Source organism: Clostridium sp. NSJ-145 (genome assembly GCF_021044725.1).
Taxonomy (GTDB): Bacteria; Bacillota; Clostridia; order Clostridiales; family Clostridiaceae; genus Clostridium; species Clostridium disporicum_B.
This window is the reverse complement of the sequence record NZ_JAJNOS010000017.1, coordinates 1-23,406: the sequence shown is the minus strand read 5'-3', so window position 1 is coordinate 23,406 and position 23,406 is coordinate 1. Positions and strand designations below refer to the sequence as shown.

Here is a 23,406-nt window from a genome sequence, read left to right as displayed (position 1 = left end):
GAATAACTAGGGGAAATATGAAAAACGAATATATTCATATTTTATATTGAAAAATGGTATAATAGAATCATTGAATGTAAAATATTAAATTAAATGTAAAAAAATAGAGGTAAATTTATGGAGTTACAAAAGGTTAGTATAGTTGTACCTATATATAATGTTGAAAAATATATTAATAAGTGTGTTGATAGTATTTTAAATCAAACGTATAAAAATTTACAAGTAATATTGGTAGATGATGGTTCACCAGATAATTGTGGAAAAATAGCCGATGAATATGCTAAAAAAGATTTTAGAATAGAGGTTATTCATAAGGAAAACGGTGGATTATCAGACGCAAGAAATTTTGGAGTTAAAGAGGTAACTGGAGATTTTACCTTATTTGTAGATAGTGATGATTGGTTGGATAAAAACATGGTGAAAACAATGGTTTATACAATTAATAAATTTAATGCAGATGTAGTACAAGCTGGGTTTTATTATGCATATGAAGATCATCTTTTATATGACGATAGGTATTATCGTGAAAATTCAAAACCTATTGTACTTAATAATAATGAGCTTATGCGTGAGTTAGTGATAAATGAAAAAGTTAAGAATTTTGCATGGGGAAAGTTGTATAAAACAAGCTTAATTAAGGATATACCTTTTAAGAAAGGTGTTTTATTTGAGGATGTTTTTTGGGCTCATAATGTTATGAAAAATGTAATTAAATATGTAATTATTCATAAACCATTATGTTATTACTTACAAAGAGATGACAGTATAGTAGCTAGTTACAGTATAAGAAATTTAGATACATTAAAAGGATTGAAAGAGAGACATAAGTTTATAGAAAATAACTATAAGGAATTAATAAATAAATCTTTAAATTTAATATTAAGGACTAGTATGTTTCACTATAATTTATTAGTTATGAATAGTAGTGAAGATAAGAGTGGTATATATAGAAAAGAAATTAGAAAATATATATTAGAAAATTATAAAGACTTAAAAAAATCTATTAATAACGAAGAAAAAGATTTAAAAAATCAATTAATGTTATTTAAACTATGGGGGCCATTAAATACTTTAGTACCAATTAAAAATAAAGTAAAAAGAAAGCTTTTAAAAAATTATAAAGAAAAAACTTTAAAAAGAATAGATATAGTAAGTTAATTTTAATGGAAGAGGTATTAGAATAATGAAATTATCAGATGAAATGAAGAATAAGATGCAAAATTTAATAGTAGATTTTTTTAATATCTTTCCTATTAAGAAAAATAAGATTTTTATTTTTAGTTATTATGGAAATCAATATGGTGATAGCCCTAAGTATATATCAGAGTATTTAGTTAAAAATTATCCACGAAATAAGTTTGATATAGTATGGCAATTTAATGATTTAGAATCTCACAAGGATATAGATGGAATAAGAGTAGTAAAGACTATGACATTAAGATGTTTATATGAAATGTGTACATCTAAAGTTATTCTTACAAATTATAGAACTACAGATTTATTTAAAAAGAGAAAGGGACAATATTATATTCAGACCTGGCATAGTTCATTAAGATTAAAACAAATAGAGAAGGATGCTGAAAATTCATTACCCAAAGAGTATATAGAAATGGCAAAAGAAGATTCAAAGAAATGTGACTTGTTATTGTCAGGATGCGAATATAGTACAAAAATATTTAAGAGAGCTTTTTGGTATGAAGGAGAGATATTTGAAAAAGGTACTCCTAGAAGTGATATGTTACTAAAAAACAATAATGAAATAAGTAAAAAAGTAAAAAAAAAATTAGGGATAAATGAAAATAGAAAACTAATATTATATGCACCTACTTTTAGAAAAGATGATAGTTTAGAGGTGTATAACGTAGATTATAAGAATGTAATTGAAGCAGTTAAGAAAAAATATGGAGGACAATGGTCATTTTTAGTAAGACTACATCCACACTTAGTATCTAAATCTAAGGAGTTAATATATGGAGATAATGTCATAGATGTAACTAAATATGATGATATTCAAGAGTTGTTAGTTCCATCAGATATATTAATTTCAGATTACTCTTCATTAATGTTTGATTTTGCGTTAACTGAAAGACCATGCTTTTTATATGTACCAGATTTAAAAGAATATATAAAAAATGATAGAAAACTATATTTTAATATTAAAGAATTACCTTTTATAAATTCATCAAGTAACGATGAGTTAATAGATTCAATAAATAATTTTGATGATGAAATATATAAAAGTAAATTGAAAGATTTTTATAACAAAATAGGAAATTTTGAGGATGGAAAAGCTTGTGAAAATCTGGCTAAAAAAATAGAAGCGGTTTGCTTTTCTTAAAATTTAGGAGGGGAAAGGGTATTGAAAAAATATAAAGTAGGTTATACAACAGGTGTATTTGATATGTTTCATATAGGACATTTAAATATATTGAGAAGAGCTAAAGAACAATGTGATTATCTTATAGTTGGAGTAAGTACAGATGAATTAGTAAAAGAATATAAAAATAAAGTTCCAGTTGTACCTTTTGAAGAAAGATGCGAAATAGTACAAGCTATAGATTGTGTAGATAAAGTAGTGCCCCAAGAAAACAGAGATAAATTTTTGGCATGGAAGAATATTGGCTTTGATGTAATGTTTGTTGGTGATGATTGGAAGGGTAAACCTCTGTTTGTAGAAGTAGAAGCTGAATTCAAGAAAGTTGGAGTTGATGTAGTTTATTTTCCATATACAAAGGATACTTCTTCAACAATACTTAGAGAAAAATTAGCAGTATTAAAGTAAGAGGTATGTATGATGAAACCAATAATTAGTATTATAGTTCCTATTTATAATGTAGAAAAATATTTGCCTAAATGTATAGATAGTATTTTAAATCAAACCTTTAAAGAGTTTGAACTTATATTAGTAGATGATGGATCTCTGGATAATAGTGGAAGAATATGCGATGAATATTCTAAAAAAGATAAAAGAATAAGAGTTATTCATAAAGAGAATTGCGGAGTAAGTTCTGCTAGAAATGTAGGAGTAGAGTCATCATTAGGAAACTATATAGGATTTGTAGATCCAGATGATTATATAGATAAATATATGTATCAGAAAATGATAGATATGTGTACTATAAAAAATGCTGATATTGCAATATGTAAGTTTGTAAGAGAGATTAATGGACAGATAAGTGAAGCTAAAGATGGGTTTTATATAAGAGAATTAGATAATGTTGAAGGATTAAGAGAGTGTTTTAAAGGAATATTATATAGACATTCACTTTGCAATAAATTATTCAAAAAGAAGTGTTTTGAAGGTATTAGATTTCCAGAAGGTAGAATACATGAAGATTTATCAACTACATATAGATTGTTAGCTAATTCTAATAAATCAGTTTATATAAATTATAGTGGATATATTTATGTAAAAAGGGAAAATAGCATTTTAACATCAACTTTTAATGAAAAGAGATTACAAGCGTTTGAAGGATGGAAAGAAATATTAAGTTTTATGTTAGAAAATTATCCTGAATTAAAAGAACAGGTCATAGCAACATTTGCATATGCTTGCATAGACAATATGATTTATGTATTAAATCAAGTTAATAATAAAAATATAAGAAATAAATATATTAATTATATAAAAAAATATTCTAAAAAGTATAGTAAGATGATTAATAAAAATTATTTGTTAACTAATAAAAACAAAATAATTATTAATGTTTTAAATAATGCAACATACTTAATTTATATTAAAAAGATAGTTAGTTAAATGTATATAATTATAGTAGGTGAGCTAAATGGGAAAAAAATATCTAATAATTAATGCTGATGATTTTGGAGTATCAAAATCAGTTAATAAAGCAATAATTTCTCTATTAGAAGATAATAAAATATCATCCACAACTCTTATGCCAAACGTTAGATATTATAAGGAAGCTGCAGAGTGGGCTAAACATAATAAAGATAAGGTTGGATTACATTTAACATTTGTAAATGATGATTCGAAATATAAATACAAAAGTCTTTCGGGTGGAAAATCATTTGAAGATAATAATGGATATTTATATGAAGACGTAAATAAATTTAGAAATAATGTCAAGAGAAAGGAAATAATAAAAGAAGTAGATTTACAAATAGGTAAATTGAAAAGAGATGGAGTCAATATAACGCATATAGATTTACATAGATATTCTATTTATCCTACTTTTAATCCAATAATTTATATAAGTTTATGTAGCAAGTTAAATAAAACTGGGAAACTACCTATTAGATGGTCAAAAAGAGGCGGGTATCATATTTGTAATGAGGTAAATAATCTATGTGATTCTGATAATGTTTCAAGTTTTTTTGCAGCAATAACTAATTTATTTGATTTACCTATGCCTGATTACGTATTTAAATTTCCATATAGAAATGTTTTTAAAACCTATGATGAGAAGAAACAAGCGTTTATTAATATATTGAATAATTTACCATATGGGATTAGCGAAATTCACATTCATCCAGCTATAGAAAATGATGAAATCAAGGAGCTAAATCCAACCTGGCAAGAAAGAGTGTTTGAATATGAGTTAATGTATGATGAGGATATTGGTAAATTAATTAATGATTTAGGAATTGAATTAATAGCTTATAGTGATATAAGTAAGATTTCGGTAAGAAGAAAAAAATTTGAATGTATTAAAGATATAATCAGTCATGGAATAAAATATGTACTAAAAAGTTTAAAAAGAATTGTTTAATTGGAGGATATACGCCAACTATAAGTATTATTGTGCCTATATATAATGTTGAAAAGTATTTAGATAAATGCATTAAATCAATATTAGAACAAACATTTAATGATTTTGAATTAATATTAATTAATGATGGATCTACAGATAAATCAGGAGATATATGCGAGTATTATAAAGAAAAGGATAAAAGAATTAAGGTAGTTAATAAAGAAAATGGAGGAGTAAGCTCAGCTAGAAATGCTGGATTGGATATTGCTGAAGGCAAATATATTGGCTTTGTAGATCCAGATGATTGGATAGATGTTAATATGTATGAAAGAATGTACAAAGAAATAATGACTAATAATGCAGATATAGTAGTATGTGATTTTGTCAGAGAGTATGAAGATAAGATAAATAAAAAAAAGCTTAAAGAAACTAAATATGAAGTTAATATATTTAATGATATAAAAGCATTAAAGCAATTATATAAAGTTAAATATACTTATGTTGTTGCATGGAATAAGTTATATAAAAGAGAGTTGTTCAATAATATTAGATATAAAGATGGATTTATTTGTGAAGATGAATTTATAATCCATCACTTATTGTATAAAAGTGTAAAAACTATTTATATATCCGAAATTTTATATCATTATTTTCAAAGAGAAGGAAGCATTATTAATTCAGAATATAATATAAAAAGATTAGATAAGATAAAAGCACTTCATGAACGAGTAGAATTTTTTAGTGAAATTAAAGAATTCAATTTAAAATATAAAGCAGAAAAAGATTATTGGGACTCTATGATATGGGCTTACTTTATAGTGAAAAATAAAATAAAAAGTTCAAAAAATGAATTAAAGGGCTTAAAGGAAGATTTTAATCATACAATAATAGATTTACTTAAGAATCCGCTATTTACTTGGAAAAATAAAGTATTTATTATATTGTTTTGGATAAGTCCCAATTTATATAAAAGTACATTGAAATTAATTTAATTACAGAATTAGATAATGAATAATTAATAATATAGTTAATTTATATGTTATTATTACAAAAAATTGATACGAAAATTAAGTAAATAAACTATATCAGCTTTTGTAAAAATAATAGGAAGGTAAATAAGAATGAAAAAAAAGTTATTATTTGTAATAGATTCACTACATTGCGCTGGAGCTGAAAAGAGTTTAACAACATTATTAAATTTAATAGACTATTCAAAATACTCAGTTGATTTACAATTATTTGGTTATGGTGGAGAGTTTGAAAAACTGTTGCCTAAACAAGTTAATTTATTGCAGCCATTAGAGTATACAGAGTTTACAAGTGTTCCCTTAAAAAAGGCAGTATTAAAATCAATTAATATTAAAAATTTTAAAATGCTTTGTAGTAGAGTTAAATATTCAAGAGAGATTAGAAAAGGTCAGTATACACATGCTGAAAAGGCAAGGATATTTTGGCAATGTACTGAAGGGGTATTTCCTATAATGGAAAAGGAATATGATATAGCTATTAGTTATGCCCAAGGGATTCCAACTTTTTATGTAGCTGATAAGATAAATGCTAAAAAGAAATTTGCTTGGGTAAATGTTAGTTATAGATTAAAACCACTGGATATAGAGTTTCAAAAGCAATTTTATGATAAGTACAATAATATAAATGCCGTTTCGGAAACTACAAGAGATATATTATTGGAAGGTTTCCCCGAGTATAAGGACAAGATAGTAGTTATAAAAGATATAAATGATCCTAAATTTATAAATAATACTGCTAATATAGGTGAAAGTTATAAAGATAACTTTAAAGGATTAAAGATATTGACTATAGGAAGGTTAGCACCTCAAAAAGGGTATCATATAGCACTAGAAGCATGTAGGTTATTGAAAGAAAAAGGTGTTAATTTTAGATGGTATGTATTAGGTAAGGGACCATTAGAAAGTGAAATAAAAACAATTATTGATAATTATGATATAGGAGAAAACTTTAAGTTATTAGGAGTATCCTCTAATCCATATCCTTATATTAAAGACTGTGATATATATGTTCAAACATCTGTATTAGAAGGCTTTGGAATAGCAATAGCAGAAGCAAGAATGTTAAATAAGCCGGTTGTAACAACTAGATTTGATGCGGTATTTACTCAAATGGTAGATAGAAAAAATGGATTAGTAGTTGATATTAACGGACAAGCTGTTTGTGATGGTATATTAGAAGTTATTAATAATGAAAAGTTAAGACTTGAAATTATTGAGTATTTAAAGAATGAGAAGAAGGGAAATGTTGAAGAGTTAGATAAGTTTTATGAATTAATAGGATAATAATTATGGAGTGAATTATGAAGAAAAAACTCTTATTTATGTGTATAAATATGAATATTGGTGGGACTGAAAAGGCTTTACTTAATATGATAGCGGAGATACCTAATGATAAATATGAGGTTACTATATTAATGCTTGAAGAATATGGTGGTTTCTTAAGTGAGGTACCAAAGTGGGTAAAAGTAGAATATTTAAATAAGTATTCTGATATAAAACCAATATTAAATAATCCACCACAATATACAGTTAGAGAATTTACAAAAAATGGACAATCTATAAAAGCATTAAATATTGCTTTAATTTATTACATGTCTAAGATATTAAAAAATAAGAATATTTTCTTTGAATATATATTAAAAGATTACTCCTATGTAAAACAAGAATTTGATTTAGCTGTTGCTTATGCAGGACCAATGGATTTTATAACTTATTATGTTTTAAATAAAATAACCGCTAAAAAGAAAGTTCAATGGATTCATTTCGATATAGAAAATATAGGATTTGACAAGGAATTTGCAAAAAGAAATTATAAGAAGTTCGATAAGATTTTTATAGTTTCAGAAAAAGGGAAAGATAAATTATTAAAAATAGTTCCATGTTTAAAAGATAAAGTTCAAGTATTTTATAATATTATATCAAGCAAATTAGTTAAAGAGATGGCAGATAAAAACATATCTTTTGATGATGATTTTAAAGGTATTAAAATATTAGCTGTTGGGAGATTGAGTGAAGAAAAAGGGCAAGATCTTTTGATTGAAGCAGTAAATAGCTTGAATAAAGATGGATATAATGTTAAAGCTTATTTTGTCGGAGATGGACCAAAAAAAAGAGATTATGAGAATTTAATAAATAAATTTGGACTTGAAGAAAAATGTGTTTTATTAGGGGCTAAAACTAATCCATATCCTTTTATGAAAAGTTGTGATATATATATGCAGCCTTCTAGACATGAGGGATATTGTATAACTTTGGCTGAAGCAAGATGTTTTAATGCACCAATAGTTACTACGAATTTCATAGGATCAGATGAGCAAATAATTGATGGAGAAACTGGCTTAATAACAAATATTAATTCAAATGACATATACTTAGCGATTAAGAGATTATTGGATGATAAAGAATTAATGAAAAATATAAAGACTAATTTAGAAAATAAAGATATTGAGGAATATAAGGAAATAGATAAATTATTGAATTTATTTTAAATGATATGAGGTGATGATAATGAAGAAGGTTTTATTTGTATTAAGTTATATGAATATAGGTGGAGTTGAAAAGTCTTTGTTATCATTATTAGCTACTTTTCCTAAGGATAAATATGATGTAACTATATTGCTTCTTAATAAAAAAGGTGGATTTTTAGAGTACTTGCCATCTTGGGTCAAAGTAGAGGAAGCAGATTGGTTTAAATATGTTAATAATATAATTATGCAGCCACCTCAGATAACAGTAAAGAATTATATAAAAGAAAATAGATTTTTTACGGCTACTAGATTTATAAAAGATTATTTTTTTTCTAAATACATGGAAAATAGATACATATATTACAAAAATGTATTAAAAGATATTCCAGAATGTAAAGAGGAGTATGATATTGCAGTTTCTTATGCTGGACCTACTGAAATAATAGATGCATATGTAGTTAAAAAGGTTAAGGCAAAGAAAAAAGTAGCATGGGTTCATTTTGATGTTTCAAAACATTTTATAAATAAAAAGTTATATGAAAATTTATATAAAGATTATGACAAAATATTTGTAGTGTCAAATGAAGCTAAGCAACAGCTATTAAATAAGATTTCAGGAATAGAAAGAAAAACTGAGGTGTTTTTAAATATAATATCAGAAAATTTAATAAAAGAAATGGCTGAAGCAGAACAAGAAGTAAAGTATGATAGTTCATTTATTAATATAGTTACAGTTGGAAGATTGTCAAAAGAAAAAGGACAAGATTTAGCTATTGAAACCTTAAACCTATTAAAAAAAGATGGGTATAAAGTAAGATGGTATTGTGTTGGTGATGGAAATAGCAGAAAAGAATATGAAAATTTGATAAAAAAATATGAGTTGGAAGAAGACTTCATATTATTAGGGGCTAAACCTAACCCATATCCGTATATAAAAAATGCCGATATATATGTTCAAACATCAAGACATGAAGGATATTGCTTAACTTTAGCTGAGGCAAAGTGTTTAAATAAACCGATAATAACTACTAATTTTATAGGAGCTTATGAGCAAATAAAGAATGAATCTAATGGATTTATTGTTAATGCAGATGTTAATAATATTTTTGATAAAGTAAAAGAACTTATATTTAATAAGCAACTAAGAGATTATTTAACTAAAAATTTATCTAAACAGAATATAGATACAATTAGTGAATCAAATAAATTATTAAATCTAATAAATAAGGAGTAAATGATAATGGATCCTAAAATAAGTATTATAGTACCAGTCTATAAAGTAGAACCATATATTCATAAATGTATAGATTCTATATTAAATCAAACATTTAAAGATTTTGAACTTATTTTAGTAGATGATGGTTCACCAGATAGATGTGGAGAAATATGTGACGAATATGCTAAAAAAGATAATAGAATTATAGTAATCCATAAAGAAAATGGAGGGCAATCTACTGCAAGAAATGCTGCATTAGATATAGCTAAGGGAGATTATATTGGATTTGTAGATAGTGATGATTATATTGAAAAAGATATGTATGAGCTTTTATATAATATGTGTATAGAGAATGAATGTGATATAGCAAATTGTAGTAGCACTATATATTTTAAAAATAAGATTCAAGTTAATGGTGGACATGATTTGATAATTCATAATAATAGAGAGGCAATGGAAGCTGTTACAATAGGTGAACTTTATGATGAATGTTTATTGACAAAATTAATAAAAAGAGATTTGCTTAATGGATTAAGAATACCAGAAGGAATTGCTTATGAAGATACAGCTTTTACATATAAAGTTATTGCTAGAGCCAATAGAGTTTGTAGTAAAGGTGAATCAAAGTATAACTATATAAAAAGAGATAATAGCACTATGGATAGAGCAGTTAAAAATATTAATGCTGATGCAGTATTTGTATATGATGATATGTATAAATTTATGGAGAAAAATTATCCAGATATATGTGATAATGTAGCTTTGAAATTAGCTAATAATACTATGAGCATTATGAATTTAATTATAAAACAAAATGAGTTTTATAAATATAAAGATAAGTATTTCAATATATCAAAAATATTGAATAAATATTTCAATAAGACAGTAAGACTTAAAGAGTACTCTAGAAATGTAAAGATATTATTAGTTATTAATAAAATTAATCCGTTATTATATAAAAAAACCATAGAAATTCTAGAGAAGAGGAAAATATTATGAAGAAGTATTTACTTAAAATATATTATTATTTATTGAATATAAGAGATAAAATTATTATTTTTTATAATAAAAATATTATTTCAAAAAGAAAACCACCAATTATTAAAAATACAGATGATACTCTAGATAAAATAATAAAAGATAGATGCTCTGTAAGTAGGTTCGGGGATGGAGAATTTTCACTAATATATGGAGAATTATTAAAATTTCAACCAAAGAATGATGAGCTAACTAAAAGATTAAAAGAAATATTAATTAGTAATAAAAATAATCATATTGTTTGTATACCAAATGTATTCACTGATATTAATTGGGCTACAGATAAAGCAAAGTCATATTGGATAAAGTACTTAAATTTAAAAAGAAATAAGGTATATAAGATAATTAATAATAAAAAGGTATACTATGATGCTTTAGTTACTAGATTATATATTGATATTAAGGATAAAAGAAAAGTAGAGGATAGGTTTAAAAAAATAAAGAAGTTATGGAATGGGAGAAATATAGTAATTGTTGAAGGTGAAAAAAGTAGGTTAGGTATAGGTAATAATCTCTTTGATAATTCAAAATCCATTGAAAGAATTATATGTCCAGCAATAAATGCATATGAAAAATATAATGAAATTTTAAAAGAAGTAGAAAAGCAAAATAAATCAAAGTTAATATTAATAGCGCTAGGGCCTACAGCCACAGTATTAGCTTATGATTTATCAAATTCAGGATAGCAAGCAATAGATATAGGGCATATCGATATTGAATATGAGTGGTTTCTAAAAGGTGTAAAAGAAAAATGCCCAGTTAAGAATAAATATATTGGAGAAATTGATGGAGGATCAGAGGTTGAAGATACATCAAGTAAAAAATATTTAGATGAAATAATATATTGTATTAAGTAATTATATTAATGTTGTATCTGGAAAAGAGGGTTTTATGAGAACAAAATTTGCAATAAAAAATATATCAGTAAGTATTTTATCACAAGTAGTCATAGTACTATTAGGATTTTTATCTAGAAAAGTATTTGTTGATAGTTTAGGAGCTGAATATTTAGGTGTAAATGGATTATTGACTAATGTATTATCCATGATGGTTTTAATAGAGGGTGGTATAGGAATAAGTATTGTATATAATTTGTACAAGCCGCTAGCAGAAAAAAACAAACAAAAAATAATTGCATTGGTACAACTATATAAGAAAGCATATTGTGTTTTAGCAATTATTATGTTTATTGTAAGTTGCTCTTTATATCCATTTATGGGATATTTAATGAAGACTGATACAGCAGTATCAGGAATGTTTTTTGTATATTTTATCTTTGTAACAAAAAATATGATTTCTTATGCTAATGCCTATAAATGGGCATTAATTAATGCTGATCAAAGAGGATATATTTTATCTACTTCAAATTTAATTTTTCAAGTTATTACAACATTGAGTAAAATTGCAATAATAATTATGACTAATAATTACATTTCATATTTATTGGTAGAAGTGGGAGTATTTATAATACAAAATATAGTTAATACTATTATAGTATATAAAAAGTATCCATACTTACGAGAAAAATCTAAATATAAAATAGATAGTGATACTAAAGATAACATAACTAAAAATGTAAAAGCTATGTTTTTACATAATATAGGTGGATATTTAGTCTTTAGCACTGATAATATATTAATTTCTGCATTTGTTAGTGTAAAAGCTGTTGGTTTATATTCAAATTATACTATGGTAATAAATCAATTATCTAGCCTATTATCACCAATAATTAATGGAATAGGAGCTGGAGTTGGTAACTTAGTAGCAACTGAGGATGAAGAAAAGACATATTCTATATTTAAAATATCTTTTTTGGTAAGCTTTTGGATATATTCTTTTTCTACAATATTTTTATATATTTTAATAAATCCATTCATAAGTTGGATGTTTGGTAATGAATATTTACTGGATAACTATATAGTTATAGCTATATTAATTAACTTTTATTTAGATGGAATGAGAAAACCTATAGCTACATTTAAAAATAAAGCAGGATTATTTATTCAAGATAAATATATATCAGTAATAGAGGGATTAGTAAATCTAATTGGATCTTTAATTTTTATAAAGTATTTTGGATTTATAGGTGTATTTTTAGGAACTACTTTAAGCACATTAACCACTGTGTTTTGGAGTCAACCAATAGTTGTATATAAGAATTTATTTCAGAAAAATGTTATCAGTTATTTTTATGAATATATTAAATTTATATTAATAATGCTTGTTACAGGAACTTGTGCAAGTTTTATATGTAATTTATTGGTGGATGAAGTTACATTTATTAGTTTAGTATATAGGGGTATCGTATGTGTACTAATCGTAAATATAATTTACTTTTTAATATTTATTAAAACTCCTGAATTTAAATATTTAATGAGAAGTTTTAATATTCAATTTAAAAATATAAAAAGTAGAATATTAGCTAAACAGAGAGCAGTTTAAATATATTTAGAATAGGAGAAAAATAATGAATATTATGAATAAAAGAAAGTTTATTATACCAAGTTGCTTAATAATAAGCTATATACTATTAAATCAAATATATGTAAATAAGTTTATCGATCAATTTATTAATAATGCCTTAATACGAAATTTAATTATTGCAATAATATACATAGGAATACTAGATGTAATTTCGTTATATAAAATGATTAAAAATAAAAACATTTTATTAAAAAATAAAAAATATTTTTTATTTTTATCTTTAATTATAAGTATATTATTACCTTATGATGCAATATATAAAACAAGTTTTAAATCATATGCTATTTTATTCAATATTGGAATATTGATATTTTCTATAATATCTACATTTCTAATTGTAGCTTATTTTTCTATAATATTAGATTCTATAAAAAATAAAAAATATACTTATAAGTATAAGAATATAGTATATTTTTTAATTCCGTTTATATCTATATCAATAACATGGCTTAGAAACTTTCCAGCTTTAATGAGCTTTGATTCTTACTATCAATTAGAGCAAATTCAAACCAATACATTTAATGATGTGCATCCAGCAGCGCATACTTTATTTACAAAGTTATTACTACAAATATATGATAGCCCTGCAATAGTAGTATTTTTTCAAATATTATTATTATCATTAGGAATATGGTGGATATTTAAATATTTTAGTAATCATGATGTTAATAATAAATTGTTATTAGGTGTATTAATAATTTGGTCGTGTATAACACCATTGCAAACTACAACTTGCTATTTATGGAAAGATGTATTTTATTCAATATCATTATTATTTACTACAATTATATTAATAAGAATATTAGATATTAAAAGTAATATTAAATGTGGTGAAATGATTATATTAGGAGTATCTTTGGCTGGAGTATATTTATTTAGACATAATGGAATAATTCCATTTTTACTAACTATAATTTCAATTTTATTTTTAATGATTAAGTATAAATGTTTAAAATATTTAATAGCTATAGGAATCTCTCTTTTTATGATTATCGGTACTAAAACAATTATATATGATATATACAATGTACAACCAAATGACAATGGAACAAAATATGCTATATTTGCAAAAGCTATTGTTAGTGTAGTTGCTAATGATGGAAATTATACAGATAATCAATTAGATAAAATTAATGAAATAATTCCATATAAAGTTATAAAGAGAAATTATGATTGGAGCCAGGGAAATAACTTATTATGGAATATCAATAAAGAAGATACAGAGTATGGTTTCGGAAACCTTACAGGTGAACAAGGAAAAACTGTAGTTAAATTATTTATTGAGTTATTTCCAAAGAATTTCTTTATAATGACGTGGGATATAATAGGATCTGCAGCAATTATGTGGCAGATAGATTTTATAAGATTAAATTTATTTTCAATTCATATGATATACCTATTACCAATTTTAGTATGTATATTTTTATTAATAAGGAATAAAAAATATATAAATTTAATACCGTTTATACCTTGTATTGGAAATGTGATATCAATAGTAATTTCTAATATAAGTTATGAAGCTAGATATGGCTATCCTACACTTGTAATAATTCCAGTAATCTTATTGTATTCTTATTATACTTTAAAGAATAGGAGTGCTATATATGATTAAAAGTTATCAAGGAATACGTGTCGTAGCTATGTTTATGATATTTTTTTATCATTGTGTTGGATTAATGAATGAGGGTATATTAAGAAGTATTTATGTATGGTTATTTTATGATGGTCAATTTGTAGTAACTATATTTTTTATGTTATCAGGAATTGTAACATTCTTGTCTATGGAAAAAAAGAAAGTTGAATATAGGATTAGACAATCTTTTAAATTTATGTGTACAAAACTAACTAGAATGTATCCGGTTTATATACTTACTTTAATATATTTAATTATTTTTAATTCAGAATCAATAGGAGATGTTAGAAAATTAGGAATTTCAATTTTACTTCTACAGAGTTATATACCAGATAATAAAATATATTTCTCTTTAAATGGAGGAGCCTGGTATTTATCTTCATTAGCATTTTGTTTTCTTTTATCAATAGTGTTCTTTAGTATAATAAAAAAAATAGATAAAGAAAAATCTAAAATTGTAATAGTATGCCTTTATTTAATACAGTTCTTATTAGTTTTTATTTGTAAAGAATATAAATTTAGTTACTGGCTTATTTATATTAGTCCTATAATTAGAAGTGTTCAATTTTTAATGGGTATGTTATTGGTAAATGTTATTAAGGGAAGTAAGTATAATATTAATTCTTATATAGAAGTAATAACAGTAATAGCATTAATTACAGCATATTTATTAGGTAGATATGTAGATATAGAATATAGATATGGTGTTTATTATATGCCTTTTATAATAGCAATATTATATGTGTTTTATTTTGAAAAAGGAGTAATTTCTAAAGTATTATCTAATAAAATATTTATTAATTTGTCAGTTATTAGTTTTGAATTTTATATTATTCATCACTTAATAATACTAAAACTTCAGAAGATAATGCAAGGAAACAACTTAATAACTATTATAGTATCTTTTGTATTATCTTTGATTTTATCATATTTACTAAATAAATATATAACATCTAAAAATAGTATTACTACCTTAAATAAAAATTATAATATATAGAGAAAGTGGTTAATAAGTATGAATATGATAAGAAAATTTAAATATATAACTGATAAAGATTATATTAATAATAATAAACAAAGAATTATAATTACAATAATGTTATTTGTAATTGTATACTCAACGTTTTTATTAATTATTCCAGGAATACCTAGAGGGCATGATTTAACATTTCATTTATCTAGGATATCAGCATTAAGTGATGGGTTAAAATTAGGTCAGTTCCCAGTAAGAATTTATCCAAATTATTTTAATGGATATGGATACGCAAATGGATTATTTTATGGAGATATTTTCTTATATATACCTGCAGTATTATGTACTTTAGGACTAAGCGTAATAACGTCTTATAAAATATTTTTATTAATATGTACTATTTGTACTGCACTATCAATATATCTTTGCGTTAAAAGTATATCTAAATCAAAATATGCTGCAGTAGTATCTACGGTTATATATACTTTGTCATCTTATAGGATGGTAGATGTATATATAAGAGCTGCGATTGGAGAAGTAATAGCTTTTATATTTCTACCGCTTGTGGTATTAGGGATATATGAGATTATTTATAGGGATAAAAAGAAATGGTATATAATAACCATTGGTTTTTCGGGATTAATTTTATCACATAATATTAGTGCTGTAATTATGGGGGGATTTACTACATTAATATTAATAATTAATATTAAAAGAATAATTAAAGAACCAAATAGATTGGGTTATTTATTTTTGGCTGCTATAACTACTATTCTAATAGTTTCATTTTTTGTTTTTCCAATGATAGAACAAATAGTAACAGATAAATTTGTTCTTAATTCTCAGACAATTAATAGTGAAATTTGGACTACGACTATGCCATTGTATAAAATTATTTTAGAAATACCGTACTCATTAATGTTATTACCAGGAGTTTCTGGAATTGGAATAGTGTTTGTAGTGATTTTATTTATTAGATTTAAAAACAAAAAGGTAAATAATATTGTTTTTGGATATTCAGATGTATGTTTTAGTATGGGAATACTATCAATTATAGCAGTAACTAAAATTTTTCCGTGGAGAATTTTGGTTAAATATATTAAGCAATTAGCAACAATACAATTGTCATGGAGACTATATTTATTTGCAACTTTATTTTTATCAATAAGTGGAGGAATTATTTTATTGGACTATTGTAAGAATATTGAAGATAGAACAAAGAAGTTAAGTATAATAACTATTTTATCCATTTTTGCATGTAGTATTAATATGTTCGGGCAGTATGCATTTTATGGTCTAATGCAAATAAAAGGTTTACATGATGTAAGTATAATTCCATATAGAGTAGGACTTGCTGAATATTTACCAGAAGGAACTGATAAGGAATTACTTTTTGAGAGAGGAGATATAATATCATCTAATAATGATGAATTGAAAATTGATTTTTCTAGGAAAGGAACAAATTTAAGTGTGAATTTTAGTAATAATATACAAAATAATACTTTTATAGAGGTTCCATTACTATATTATTTAGGATATGAAGCTACCTACACTAGTAATAATATAAAAAAGGTTTTGCCAATTAGTAAAGGGGAAAATAATATCATAAGAATAGATTTAAAAAATTTTGCTGATGGTCAAATAAATGTAGTATATAAAGGAACAAAGATACAATATATAAGTAAATATATTAGTTTACTAGCAACTATTATATTTATAGTCTATTTAATTATTAATAGGAAAAGAGAGTTAAACAAAATAAGAAGAGAGGAAATGTATGTGTAATAAATTATCTATAATAATACCAATGTACAATGAGGAAGAATCTCTTCCTCACCTTTACAAAAGATTAGTATCATTAGGTGAACAAATAGATAATTATGAATTAGAGTTTTTATTTGTTAATGATGGAAGTAAAGATAAATCATTGAAGATAGTAAAAGAATTACGAAATAATGACAGTAGGGTATGTTATTTGAATCTTTCAAGAAATTTTGGAAAAGAGATAGCTATGGGGGCAGCATTTGATTATGTTACAGGTGATGCAGTGGCCATCATTGATGCTGACTTACAAGATCCTCCTGAGTTAATAATTGAAATGCTTAAATATTATGAAGATGGTTATGATGATGTATATGCAAAGAGAAGAAGTAGAAATGGAGAAAGTTGGCTTAAGAAATTTACATCTAAAAGTTTTTATTCTATTCTTCAAAAGGTATCTAAGGTACCTATACAAAGAGACACTGGAGATTTTAGATTATTAAGTAGGAGAGCTATAGAAGCCTTAAAGTCTTTTCCTGAAAAGCAGAGATATACTAAGGGAATGTTTAGTTTAATAGGATTTAAGAAGAAAGCTATAGAGTTTGATAGAGATCCGAGAATAGCTGGAGAAACTAAGTGGAATTATAGCAAGTTAATTGATTTAGCAATAGAAGGGATAACATCATTTACAATAGCACCCTTAAGAATGGCTACAATTGTGGGAATAATTAGTGCTATAACTTCGTTTGTATATATGATTTTTACCATTACAAAAACTATTATATATGGAATTGATGTACCAGGTTATGCAAGTTTGTTATGTGTTTTATTAATGTTAGGGGGCATACAACTTATATGTATAGGTGTAATAGGAGAATATTTAGGTAGGGTATTTATAGAAGTTAAAAATAGACCGTTATATTTTATAGATGAGTATTGCGGTAATAATATTTTAGAGAAAGAAATTATTGAAGAGGTAGCGAGTAAAGAATATATAAAAAATGAAGAGGTTAAAGTAATATGAAAAAAGATTTAAGTGAGATTATCAGTATTATTAAATTTGGAAGTGTAGGGGTAATGAATACACTAATCAACTGGATTATTTTTTTCGTATTAAACAAAATAGGAATTTATTATATGATTGCTAATATAATAGCTTATTCTATAGCTACAGTTAATAGTTATTTTTGGAATTCTATATGGGTATTTAAGTATAATAATAGTTCTAAATTGAAATCCTCAATTAAATTTATATTGTTAAATTTATGGGGTGGAAGTATAAATACTGGACTTTTATATTTACTGGTAGATAAATTAAGTATAGACAAAATGATTTCTTTGGTAATTGTAACAGGAATAGTAATGATAATTAATTATATAGTAAATAAATTATGGGTATTTAAAAGTTATCAGCAAAGTAGCTCTATATAGGAGTTACTTTGCTGATATATTATTTTATTATAATATTTTTTTTAGAAAAATTAGATAAATTAGTTTCTTGAAGAAATTTACAATTATTAAATACGATAATAGAATCTTCATCTTTAAGGTCTACTATCAAGGTCCCATTAAAAATACAATTATTAAATTGTAAATCACCATTTTTATTAGAGCTATTAGGTGCTATAGATATATTATCTTCAAATACGCAATCATTAAATATTCCACTATTAAATTGATTATGACCGACTAAATCTGTGTCAGTAGTAAAGATACAATTATTAAACTCTCTATAAGAATCAAATTTATTAAAGCTCATTTTAATTTTCTCTTCACCTTTTAATGGATAAAAAGTACAGTCTGTAAATATAAAATCATCTCCCAAATAAGGACTAGGATAAATATTGCAATTTATAGCTTTAACTCTACTACCATTAAAATTATATATATCACAATTTTCATAGCTAAATGATTCTGTAGAAGATTCTAATAAACTAGTACAATTGATTGCTGAATATTTTACTAAAGATAAAACTAGCAACATATCATTATCATCGGTGGATGAATTAAATACACCTGTAATAATATTATTGTATATACGACCAAATTTGCTTCCTGTTTCATACCCTCTAGTCCATCTACTACCAAGCATCTCATCATTATTTCTAATAACTAATCCTACAACGGAATATCTAATTACATAACCTATATTAGAATTATTTTCATATATATGATTATAGCCTGAATTATCGATTATATCAGCAGTTCCAATACTATTGCCAATTCTAGCGTTATTTAAGAAATATACATCCTGACATTCTTGCCAACCATCTTCAAAATCTACAATGGAAGGAGTTATGCTTTTTCCGCATCTAGTAAAAGTACAGTTTTGAATAAGTATATTATTACAAGTAGCAGTAGCTATAGCTGTTGTTCTTGTATCTATAAAGTCAATATTTGAATAAGTCCAATTAGTACCTAATTCATTATAAAATGCACAAACATTATCTTCTTCGATAATATCTCCTAGCATTGATACTCTAATATATTTTGAGTTCTCTGGGATAAGAGTTTTTCTATATTGATATCCTACTATTGTTTCAATGAATTCTTCATTTTCATCATAAAAATTAATATATAAAGCTAATGAATTACCTATAACTCCTCTATACCCTAAATATCTACCAATAGTTATATACTTATTAGAAATAAATTCACTTATATCAAGCAGATCAGAAGTAGACCAATTATTATCATCTATGATTTCGTCATTAATGACTAAATATTCGCTAAAATTACTTAATGCTCTAGGGGGACTTAAATTTACGCCAACTGCACCTACGGTATGTCCAGTTGTTTGTTTAATGGTTAAATTTTCTATACTTGAATATTTACCACCTTTTATAGCAATTGTATTTATAGCTTCGCCGTTATAAGAAACATTTAAACCAAGCTCATCTCGTTCATTTTTATCTCCTTCTAATGTTCCATTTATTAAATGAGAATCATAAGTATTATCCATATATACGATACTTGCATCTTTATCATTTTCTAATACCGTATTTAATTTAAATGTGCTACCATTCATATCTACAGTAAAATTAGAAGGAATAGCGATAGATTCATAACGGCCTGCATTATCTATTCTATAAATACCTTTAGGGAGAATACATTTCCTATAACCTTTAGATTGCAAATCAGAAAATAATTTAGATAAGCCTAAGCGAGTGTTAGTCATATCCATAACTATAGTACTATTTTTATTTGATATTTTATATTTAAGTAAATCACTTTCAGAAATTATATATGTTTCATTATCAGTAATAGTATAATTTTCAGGATTGATTACTAAAATTTCATTATATAACTTATGTGATTTTAATCCTGTGGTTTGATCTATGGCTTGCAATGAAAAATAATGTTCTCCTTCAGAAAGCTTGCCAATATTTAAAGTATTATCACCAGCCTTAACATCTTTTAGTTTGTATTTTAAACCATCAATTTCATATTCTAAATCTAATGTAATTATTTCATTATTTAAATATTCAGATTGATCATAATTAGTAATATATAATGGAATAATTACATTGTCATTTATAGTAGGTTTAAAATCAAAATAATAAGTTGAAATATACGGAACTTTACTATAATCTAAATTGTTGTTTAAAGTATTTATCGATGAAGTATTTGATAGAGTAGAAATAATGTTAGTAGATAGTTTAATTAAAGTTAATACAAGTAAACTTACAATGAATAAAAAAATAAAATTACGTCTTTTCATAGTCACCTCTTTATTAATTTATTATAAATAATTATATGTATATAAGATAAGAAGTATTATATTTTTCTAAGTAATTCAAGCAATACTCATAATTTTATGCAAAGTAATTTGACTAATAGTTGAATTCTCTATACTTAAGTATTTTCCTTCAATAAATTAAAAAAGAAATAAATTCTAATGAATAGATTTTTTTAAAATATGAAGCTTTAATTTCGGCTATAGATATTTAAAGAGCACTATTTATTAAATAAGAGTCATAATGACCTTTATATTATATGATTTGTTATACGATCTTAAAGGTGTCGAGTATTTGAATAAAATTTATAAGTGTGACAAAAAGTAAGTTTTTATAAAGAAATATGTTGATTGAAATTAAATGTAAAAAATATACATATGAAATATAATATATAAGTAGAGAATAATTTTATTATGTCTATTGGAGATAAGATGAGAGGTAATCATGGAATTAACTAAGAATCAAATTAAGATAACTAAAGGAGTAGCAATACTTTTTATGTTGCTATTACATTTATTTTGTATTAAATCATATGAAAGTTTATATACGCCTATAATTATGATTGGGAATGTGCCATTAATATATTATTTGGCTTTATTTGGAAATTGTTGTGTAGCTATTTATTGTTTTTGTAGTGGATATGGCTTGATGATAAGTTATAAAAATAATAAAGAAAAATATATGAAAAATAATTTAATAAGAATTTTTAAATTATATATAAATTTTTGGATAATACTTTTTTTATTTGTTATATTACTAGGACCGACAATGGGACATGCTAATAATTATCCAGGAGATCTTAAGACATTTATATTAACATTTACTGCAATATCCCCAGCTTATAATGGAGCATGGTGGTTTCTTACAACTTATATAGTATTAGTGCTAGTATCTTCAACTATTAATAAAGTAGTAATTAAAAATAATAATGGAGTTATAGTAGCAACATCACTAGTTTTTTATTTCTTTGCATATATACAGAGAATTAAAGGTGTACTAGTATTTGAGAATGAGATAATAAATTGGTTTATTAGACAACTTGCTTTATTTGGTACTTCTCAGTTACCTTTTATTATAGGGGCAATATTCGAAGATAAGAAAATATATAGTAAGTTATATAACATAATTAATAAAATTAGATTTAAAAATATGATATGCACTTCAATAATTATTTTAATGATGGTAGCTCATGGATTTGTAGAAACATTATTTGTTGCAGTATTTACAGGAATAATATTTATATGTTGTTTTAACTTAATGGACAAACCAAGGTGGATAAATAAAATATTAGATTATTTAGGAGAACATTCAACTAATATGTGGTTGACACATATGTTTTTCTATATGATTTATTTTAAAGAAATAGTATTTGCACCTAAGTATAGCTTCTTAATATTTCCATGGTTAATTATATTATGTTTAGGAGCATCTTATTTAACAAATATAATTTATGATAAAACAATTAATATACTAAGTATTAAGATGAGAGCAGTTAAATATGGAAAGCTAAGAAAAGAGGTGTAAAAAAATATGGATAAAATTCAGAGAAATTCTAATTTTGAATTACTTAGAATAATTTGTATTATCTTAGTTATATGTGGGCATATAACTATGTATAATGGAACTTTAGGACAAATAGGAACAATAAATTATTATATAGGAAATATTATAAGAAGTTTTTGTATGGTAGCTGTAAACTGTTTTATATTGATAAGTGGTTATTTTGGAATTAAATTTAGTTTAAAAAAGTTAATTAAATTAGAATGCATAGTAGTTTTTCATACATTACTTCTATTTATTTTAGCTGTTATTTTTAAAATTCACACAATATCGTTTAAAGAAGATATATTACTATTAATGCCTGTATTAACTAAGAGGTATTGGTTTATAACGATTTATATAGCTTTATGTGTTATAAGTCCTATACTTAATTTAATAGTCAATGTTATAACTAAAGAGCAATACAAAAAAATATTGATAATATCAATAATAATGTTTTATATTCTTCCTACTTTTCTATACACTATTAATGCTCCGACAATTACAGGTGATTCAGGTTATGGAATAATAAATTTTGGCTTTGTTTTAATAAACTGTTGAAATTTGATTAACCTCTATAAATATGGTTATAATATATAATATAACTACTATTTAGGGGGTTTTTTATACCAAGAGTTAATAATGTTATTCAGCAAGTTTCACAATTAAATACATATGAGCAAGAGAAGGTATTTGATTTTTTAAAGACTGTATTGATGTCAAATGGAATAACTAACTCTATAGATGAAGAAATCGCTGAAAATAGATTTAACAAGGGGAAGTGCTGTCCTTTTTGCAATCATGATAAAATATCTAA

Annotated in this window: 19 protein-coding genes and 2 pseudogenes; 20 read left to right on the top strand and 1 reads right to left on the bottom strand. The window is 24.5% G+C overall.

Features of this window, described 5'->3' with window-relative positions; genetic code table 11:
- The first annotated feature begins 117 nt into the window (after positions 1-117).
- From LQE93_RS14125 to LQE93_RS14045, 17 genes and pseudogenes are all read left to right on the top strand, one after another.
- On the top strand, positions 118-1,158 hold the full coding sequence (locus tag LQE93_RS14125; protein ID WP_231074132.1) for a glycosyltransferase family 2 protein: 1,041 nt from the start codon (positions 118-120) through the stop codon (positions 1,156-1,158).
- A gap of 25 nt (positions 1,159-1,183) precedes the next feature.
- Positions 1,184-2,338: a CDP-glycerol glycerophosphotransferase family protein gene (locus LQE93_RS14120; protein WP_231074130.1), complete on the top strand. Its 1,155-nt coding sequence runs from the start codon at positions 1,184-1,186 to the stop codon at positions 2,336-2,338.
- Positions 2,339-2,359: 21 nt separating this feature from the next.
- Positions 2,360-2,782, top strand: coding sequence for an adenylyltransferase/cytidyltransferase family protein (locus tag LQE93_RS14115; RefSeq protein ID WP_231074129.1), 423 nt, complete (start codon positions 2,360-2,362; stop codon positions 2,780-2,782).
- A gap of 9 nt (positions 2,783-2,791) precedes the next feature.
- Positions 2,792-3,757, top strand: a complete 966-nt coding sequence (locus LQE93_RS14110; RefSeq protein WP_231074128.1) for a glycosyltransferase — start codon at positions 2,792-2,794, stop codon at positions 3,755-3,757.
- Between the two features lie 28 nt (positions 3,758-3,785).
- Positions 3,786-4,730 (top strand): ChbG/HpnK family deacetylase, encoded by a 945-nt coding sequence (locus LQE93_RS14105; RefSeq protein ID WP_231074126.1) that lies wholly within the window; start codon positions 3,786-3,788, stop codon positions 4,728-4,730.
- On the top strand, positions 4,697-5,704 hold the full coding sequence (locus LQE93_RS14100) for a glycosyltransferase family 2 protein (protein WP_331000431.1): 1,008 nt from the start codon (positions 4,697-4,699) through the stop codon (positions 5,702-5,704). The genes LQE93_RS14105 and LQE93_RS14100 overlap by 34 nt, the downstream gene beginning before the upstream one ends.
- Positions 5,705-5,833: 129 nt before the next feature.
- Positions 5,834-7,024, top strand: a complete 1,191-nt coding sequence (locus LQE93_RS14095) for a glycosyltransferase (RefSeq protein ID WP_231074124.1) — start codon at positions 5,834-5,836, stop codon at positions 7,022-7,024.
- A 17-nt stretch (positions 7,025-7,041) separates the two neighbouring features.
- Positions 7,042-8,229, top strand: a complete 1,188-nt coding sequence (locus LQE93_RS14090; protein WP_231074122.1) for a glycosyltransferase — start codon at positions 7,042-7,044, stop codon at positions 8,227-8,229.
- A 19-nt stretch (positions 8,230-8,248) separates the two neighbouring features.
- Complete coding sequence (locus LQE93_RS14085; protein WP_231074120.1) at positions 8,249-9,442, top strand: glycosyltransferase; 1,194 nt, start codon at positions 8,249-8,251, stop codon at positions 9,440-9,442.
- Between the two features lie 6 nt (positions 9,443-9,448).
- Positions 9,449-10,423: a glycosyltransferase family 2 protein gene (locus LQE93_RS14080; protein ID WP_231074118.1), complete on the top strand. Its 975-nt coding sequence runs from the start codon at positions 9,449-9,451 to the stop codon at positions 10,421-10,423.
- Positions 10,420-11,319, top strand: a pseudogene (locus LQE93_RS14075) (SP_1767 family glycosyltransferase). Before LQE93_RS14080 ends, LQE93_RS14075 begins: the two are co-directional and overlap by 4 nt.
- 34 nt (positions 11,320-11,353) lie before the next feature.
- Positions 11,354-12,904 (top strand): lipopolysaccharide biosynthesis protein, encoded by a 1,551-nt coding sequence (locus tag LQE93_RS14070; RefSeq protein WP_231074116.1) that lies wholly within the window; start codon positions 11,354-11,356, stop codon positions 12,902-12,904.
- Between the two features lie 25 nt (positions 12,905-12,929).
- Positions 12,930-14,558, top strand: a complete 1,629-nt coding sequence (locus LQE93_RS14065) for a hypothetical protein (protein ID WP_231074114.1) — start codon at positions 12,930-12,932, stop codon at positions 14,556-14,558.
- A complete protein-coding gene (locus LQE93_RS14060) occupies positions 14,551-15,576 on the top strand; it encodes an acyltransferase family protein (RefSeq protein WP_231074112.1) in 1,026 nt (341 codons plus the stop codon). Before LQE93_RS14065 ends, LQE93_RS14060 begins: the two co-directional genes overlap by 8 nt.
- An 18-nt stretch (positions 15,577-15,594) precedes the next feature.
- Positions 15,595-17,337 (top strand): hypothetical protein, encoded by a 1,743-nt coding sequence (locus LQE93_RS14055; RefSeq protein WP_231074110.1) that lies wholly within the window; start codon positions 15,595-15,597, stop codon positions 17,335-17,337.
- The gene (locus tag LQE93_RS14050; RefSeq protein ID WP_231074109.1) at positions 17,330-18,337 is read left to right on the top strand and encodes a glycosyltransferase family 2 protein; all 1,008 of its coding nucleotides are present in this window, start codon (positions 17,330-17,332) and stop codon (positions 18,335-18,337) included. The genes LQE93_RS14055 and LQE93_RS14050 overlap by 8 nt, the downstream gene beginning before the upstream one ends.
- Positions 18,334-18,744: a GtrA family protein gene (locus LQE93_RS14045; protein ID WP_231074107.1), complete on the top strand. Its 411-nt coding sequence runs from the start codon at positions 18,334-18,336 to the stop codon at positions 18,742-18,744. Before LQE93_RS14050 ends, LQE93_RS14045 begins: the two co-directional genes overlap by 4 nt.
- Positions 18,745-18,763: 19 nt before the next feature.
- On the opposite strand, the gene LQE93_RS14040 is transcribed toward LQE93_RS14045, so the two are convergent.
- Entirely contained in the window at positions 18,764-21,034 is a 2,271-nt protein-coding gene (locus tag LQE93_RS14040; protein ID WP_231074106.1) for a hypothetical protein, read from the bottom strand.
- A 460-nt stretch (positions 21,035-21,494) separates the two neighbouring features.
- Here LQE93_RS14040 and LQE93_RS14035 point away from each other — a divergent pair, with 460 nt between their 5' ends.
- The 3 genes and pseudogenes from LQE93_RS14035 to LQE93_RS14025 form a co-directional block, all read left to right on the top strand.
- Complete coding sequence (locus tag LQE93_RS14035) at positions 21,495-22,574, top strand: acyltransferase family protein (protein WP_231074105.1); 1,080 nt, start codon at positions 21,495-21,497, stop codon at positions 22,572-22,574.
- Between the two features lie 6 nt (positions 22,575-22,580).
- Positions 22,581-23,150 (top strand): acyltransferase family protein, encoded by a 570-nt coding sequence (locus LQE93_RS14030; protein WP_231074103.1) that lies wholly within the window; start codon positions 22,581-22,583, stop codon positions 23,148-23,150.
- Positions 23,151-23,215: 65 nt separating this feature from the next.
- Positions 23,216-23,406 (top strand): annotated as a pseudogene (locus LQE93_RS14025) (IS1595 family transposase); the annotation flags it as partial.

Coding starts and splice junctions, on each gene's coding strand:
- LQE93_RS14045 (WP_231074107.1), top strand. CDS start 18,334: ATGAAAAAAGATTTAAGTGAGATTATCAGTATTATTAAATTTGGAAGT.
- LQE93_RS14070 (WP_231074116.1), top strand. CDS start 11,354: ATGAGAACAAAATTTGCAATAAAAAATATATCAGTAAGTATTTTATCA.
- LQE93_RS14055 (WP_231074110.1), top strand. CDS start 15,595: ATGAATATGATAAGAAAATTTAAATATATAACTGATAAAGATTATATT.
- LQE93_RS14080 (WP_231074118.1), top strand. CDS start 9,449: ATGGATCCTAAAATAAGTATTATAGTACCAGTCTATAAAGTAGAACCA.
- LQE93_RS14095 (WP_231074124.1), top strand. CDS start 5,834: ATGAAAAAAAAGTTATTATTTGTAATAGATTCACTACATTGCGCTGGA.
- LQE93_RS14035 (WP_231074105.1), top strand. CDS start 21,495: ATGGAATTAACTAAGAATCAAATTAAGATAACTAAAGGAGTAGCAATA.
- LQE93_RS14090 (WP_231074122.1), top strand. CDS start 7,042: ATGAAGAAAAAACTCTTATTTATGTGTATAAATATGAATATTGGTGGG.
- LQE93_RS14110 (WP_231074128.1), top strand. CDS start 2,792: ATGATGAAACCAATAATTAGTATTATAGTTCCTATTTATAATGTAGAA.
- LQE93_RS14065 (WP_231074114.1), top strand. CDS start 12,930: ATGAATATTATGAATAAAAGAAAGTTTATTATACCAAGTTGCTTAATA.
- LQE93_RS14085 (WP_231074120.1), top strand. CDS start 8,249: ATGAAGAAGGTTTTATTTGTATTAAGTTATATGAATATAGGTGGAGTT.
- LQE93_RS14125 (WP_231074132.1), top strand. CDS start 118: ATGGAGTTACAAAAGGTTAGTATAGTTGTACCTATATATAATGTTGAA.
- LQE93_RS14030 (WP_231074103.1), top strand. CDS start 22,581: ATGGATAAAATTCAGAGAAATTCTAATTTTGAATTACTTAGAATAATT.
- LQE93_RS14040 (WP_231074106.1), bottom strand. CDS start 21,034: ATGAAAAGACGTAATTTTATTTTTTTATTCATTGTAAGTTTACTTGTA.
- LQE93_RS14050 (WP_231074109.1), top strand. CDS start 17,330: ATGTGTAATAAATTATCTATAATAATACCAATGTACAATGAGGAAGAA.
- LQE93_RS14105 (WP_231074126.1), top strand. CDS start 3,786: ATGGGAAAAAAATATCTAATAATTAATGCTGATGATTTTGGAGTATCA.
- LQE93_RS14120 (WP_231074130.1), top strand. CDS start 1,184: ATGAAATTATCAGATGAAATGAAGAATAAGATGCAAAATTTAATAGTA.
- LQE93_RS14060 (WP_231074112.1), top strand. CDS start 14,551: ATGATTAAAAGTTATCAAGGAATACGTGTCGTAGCTATGTTTATGATA.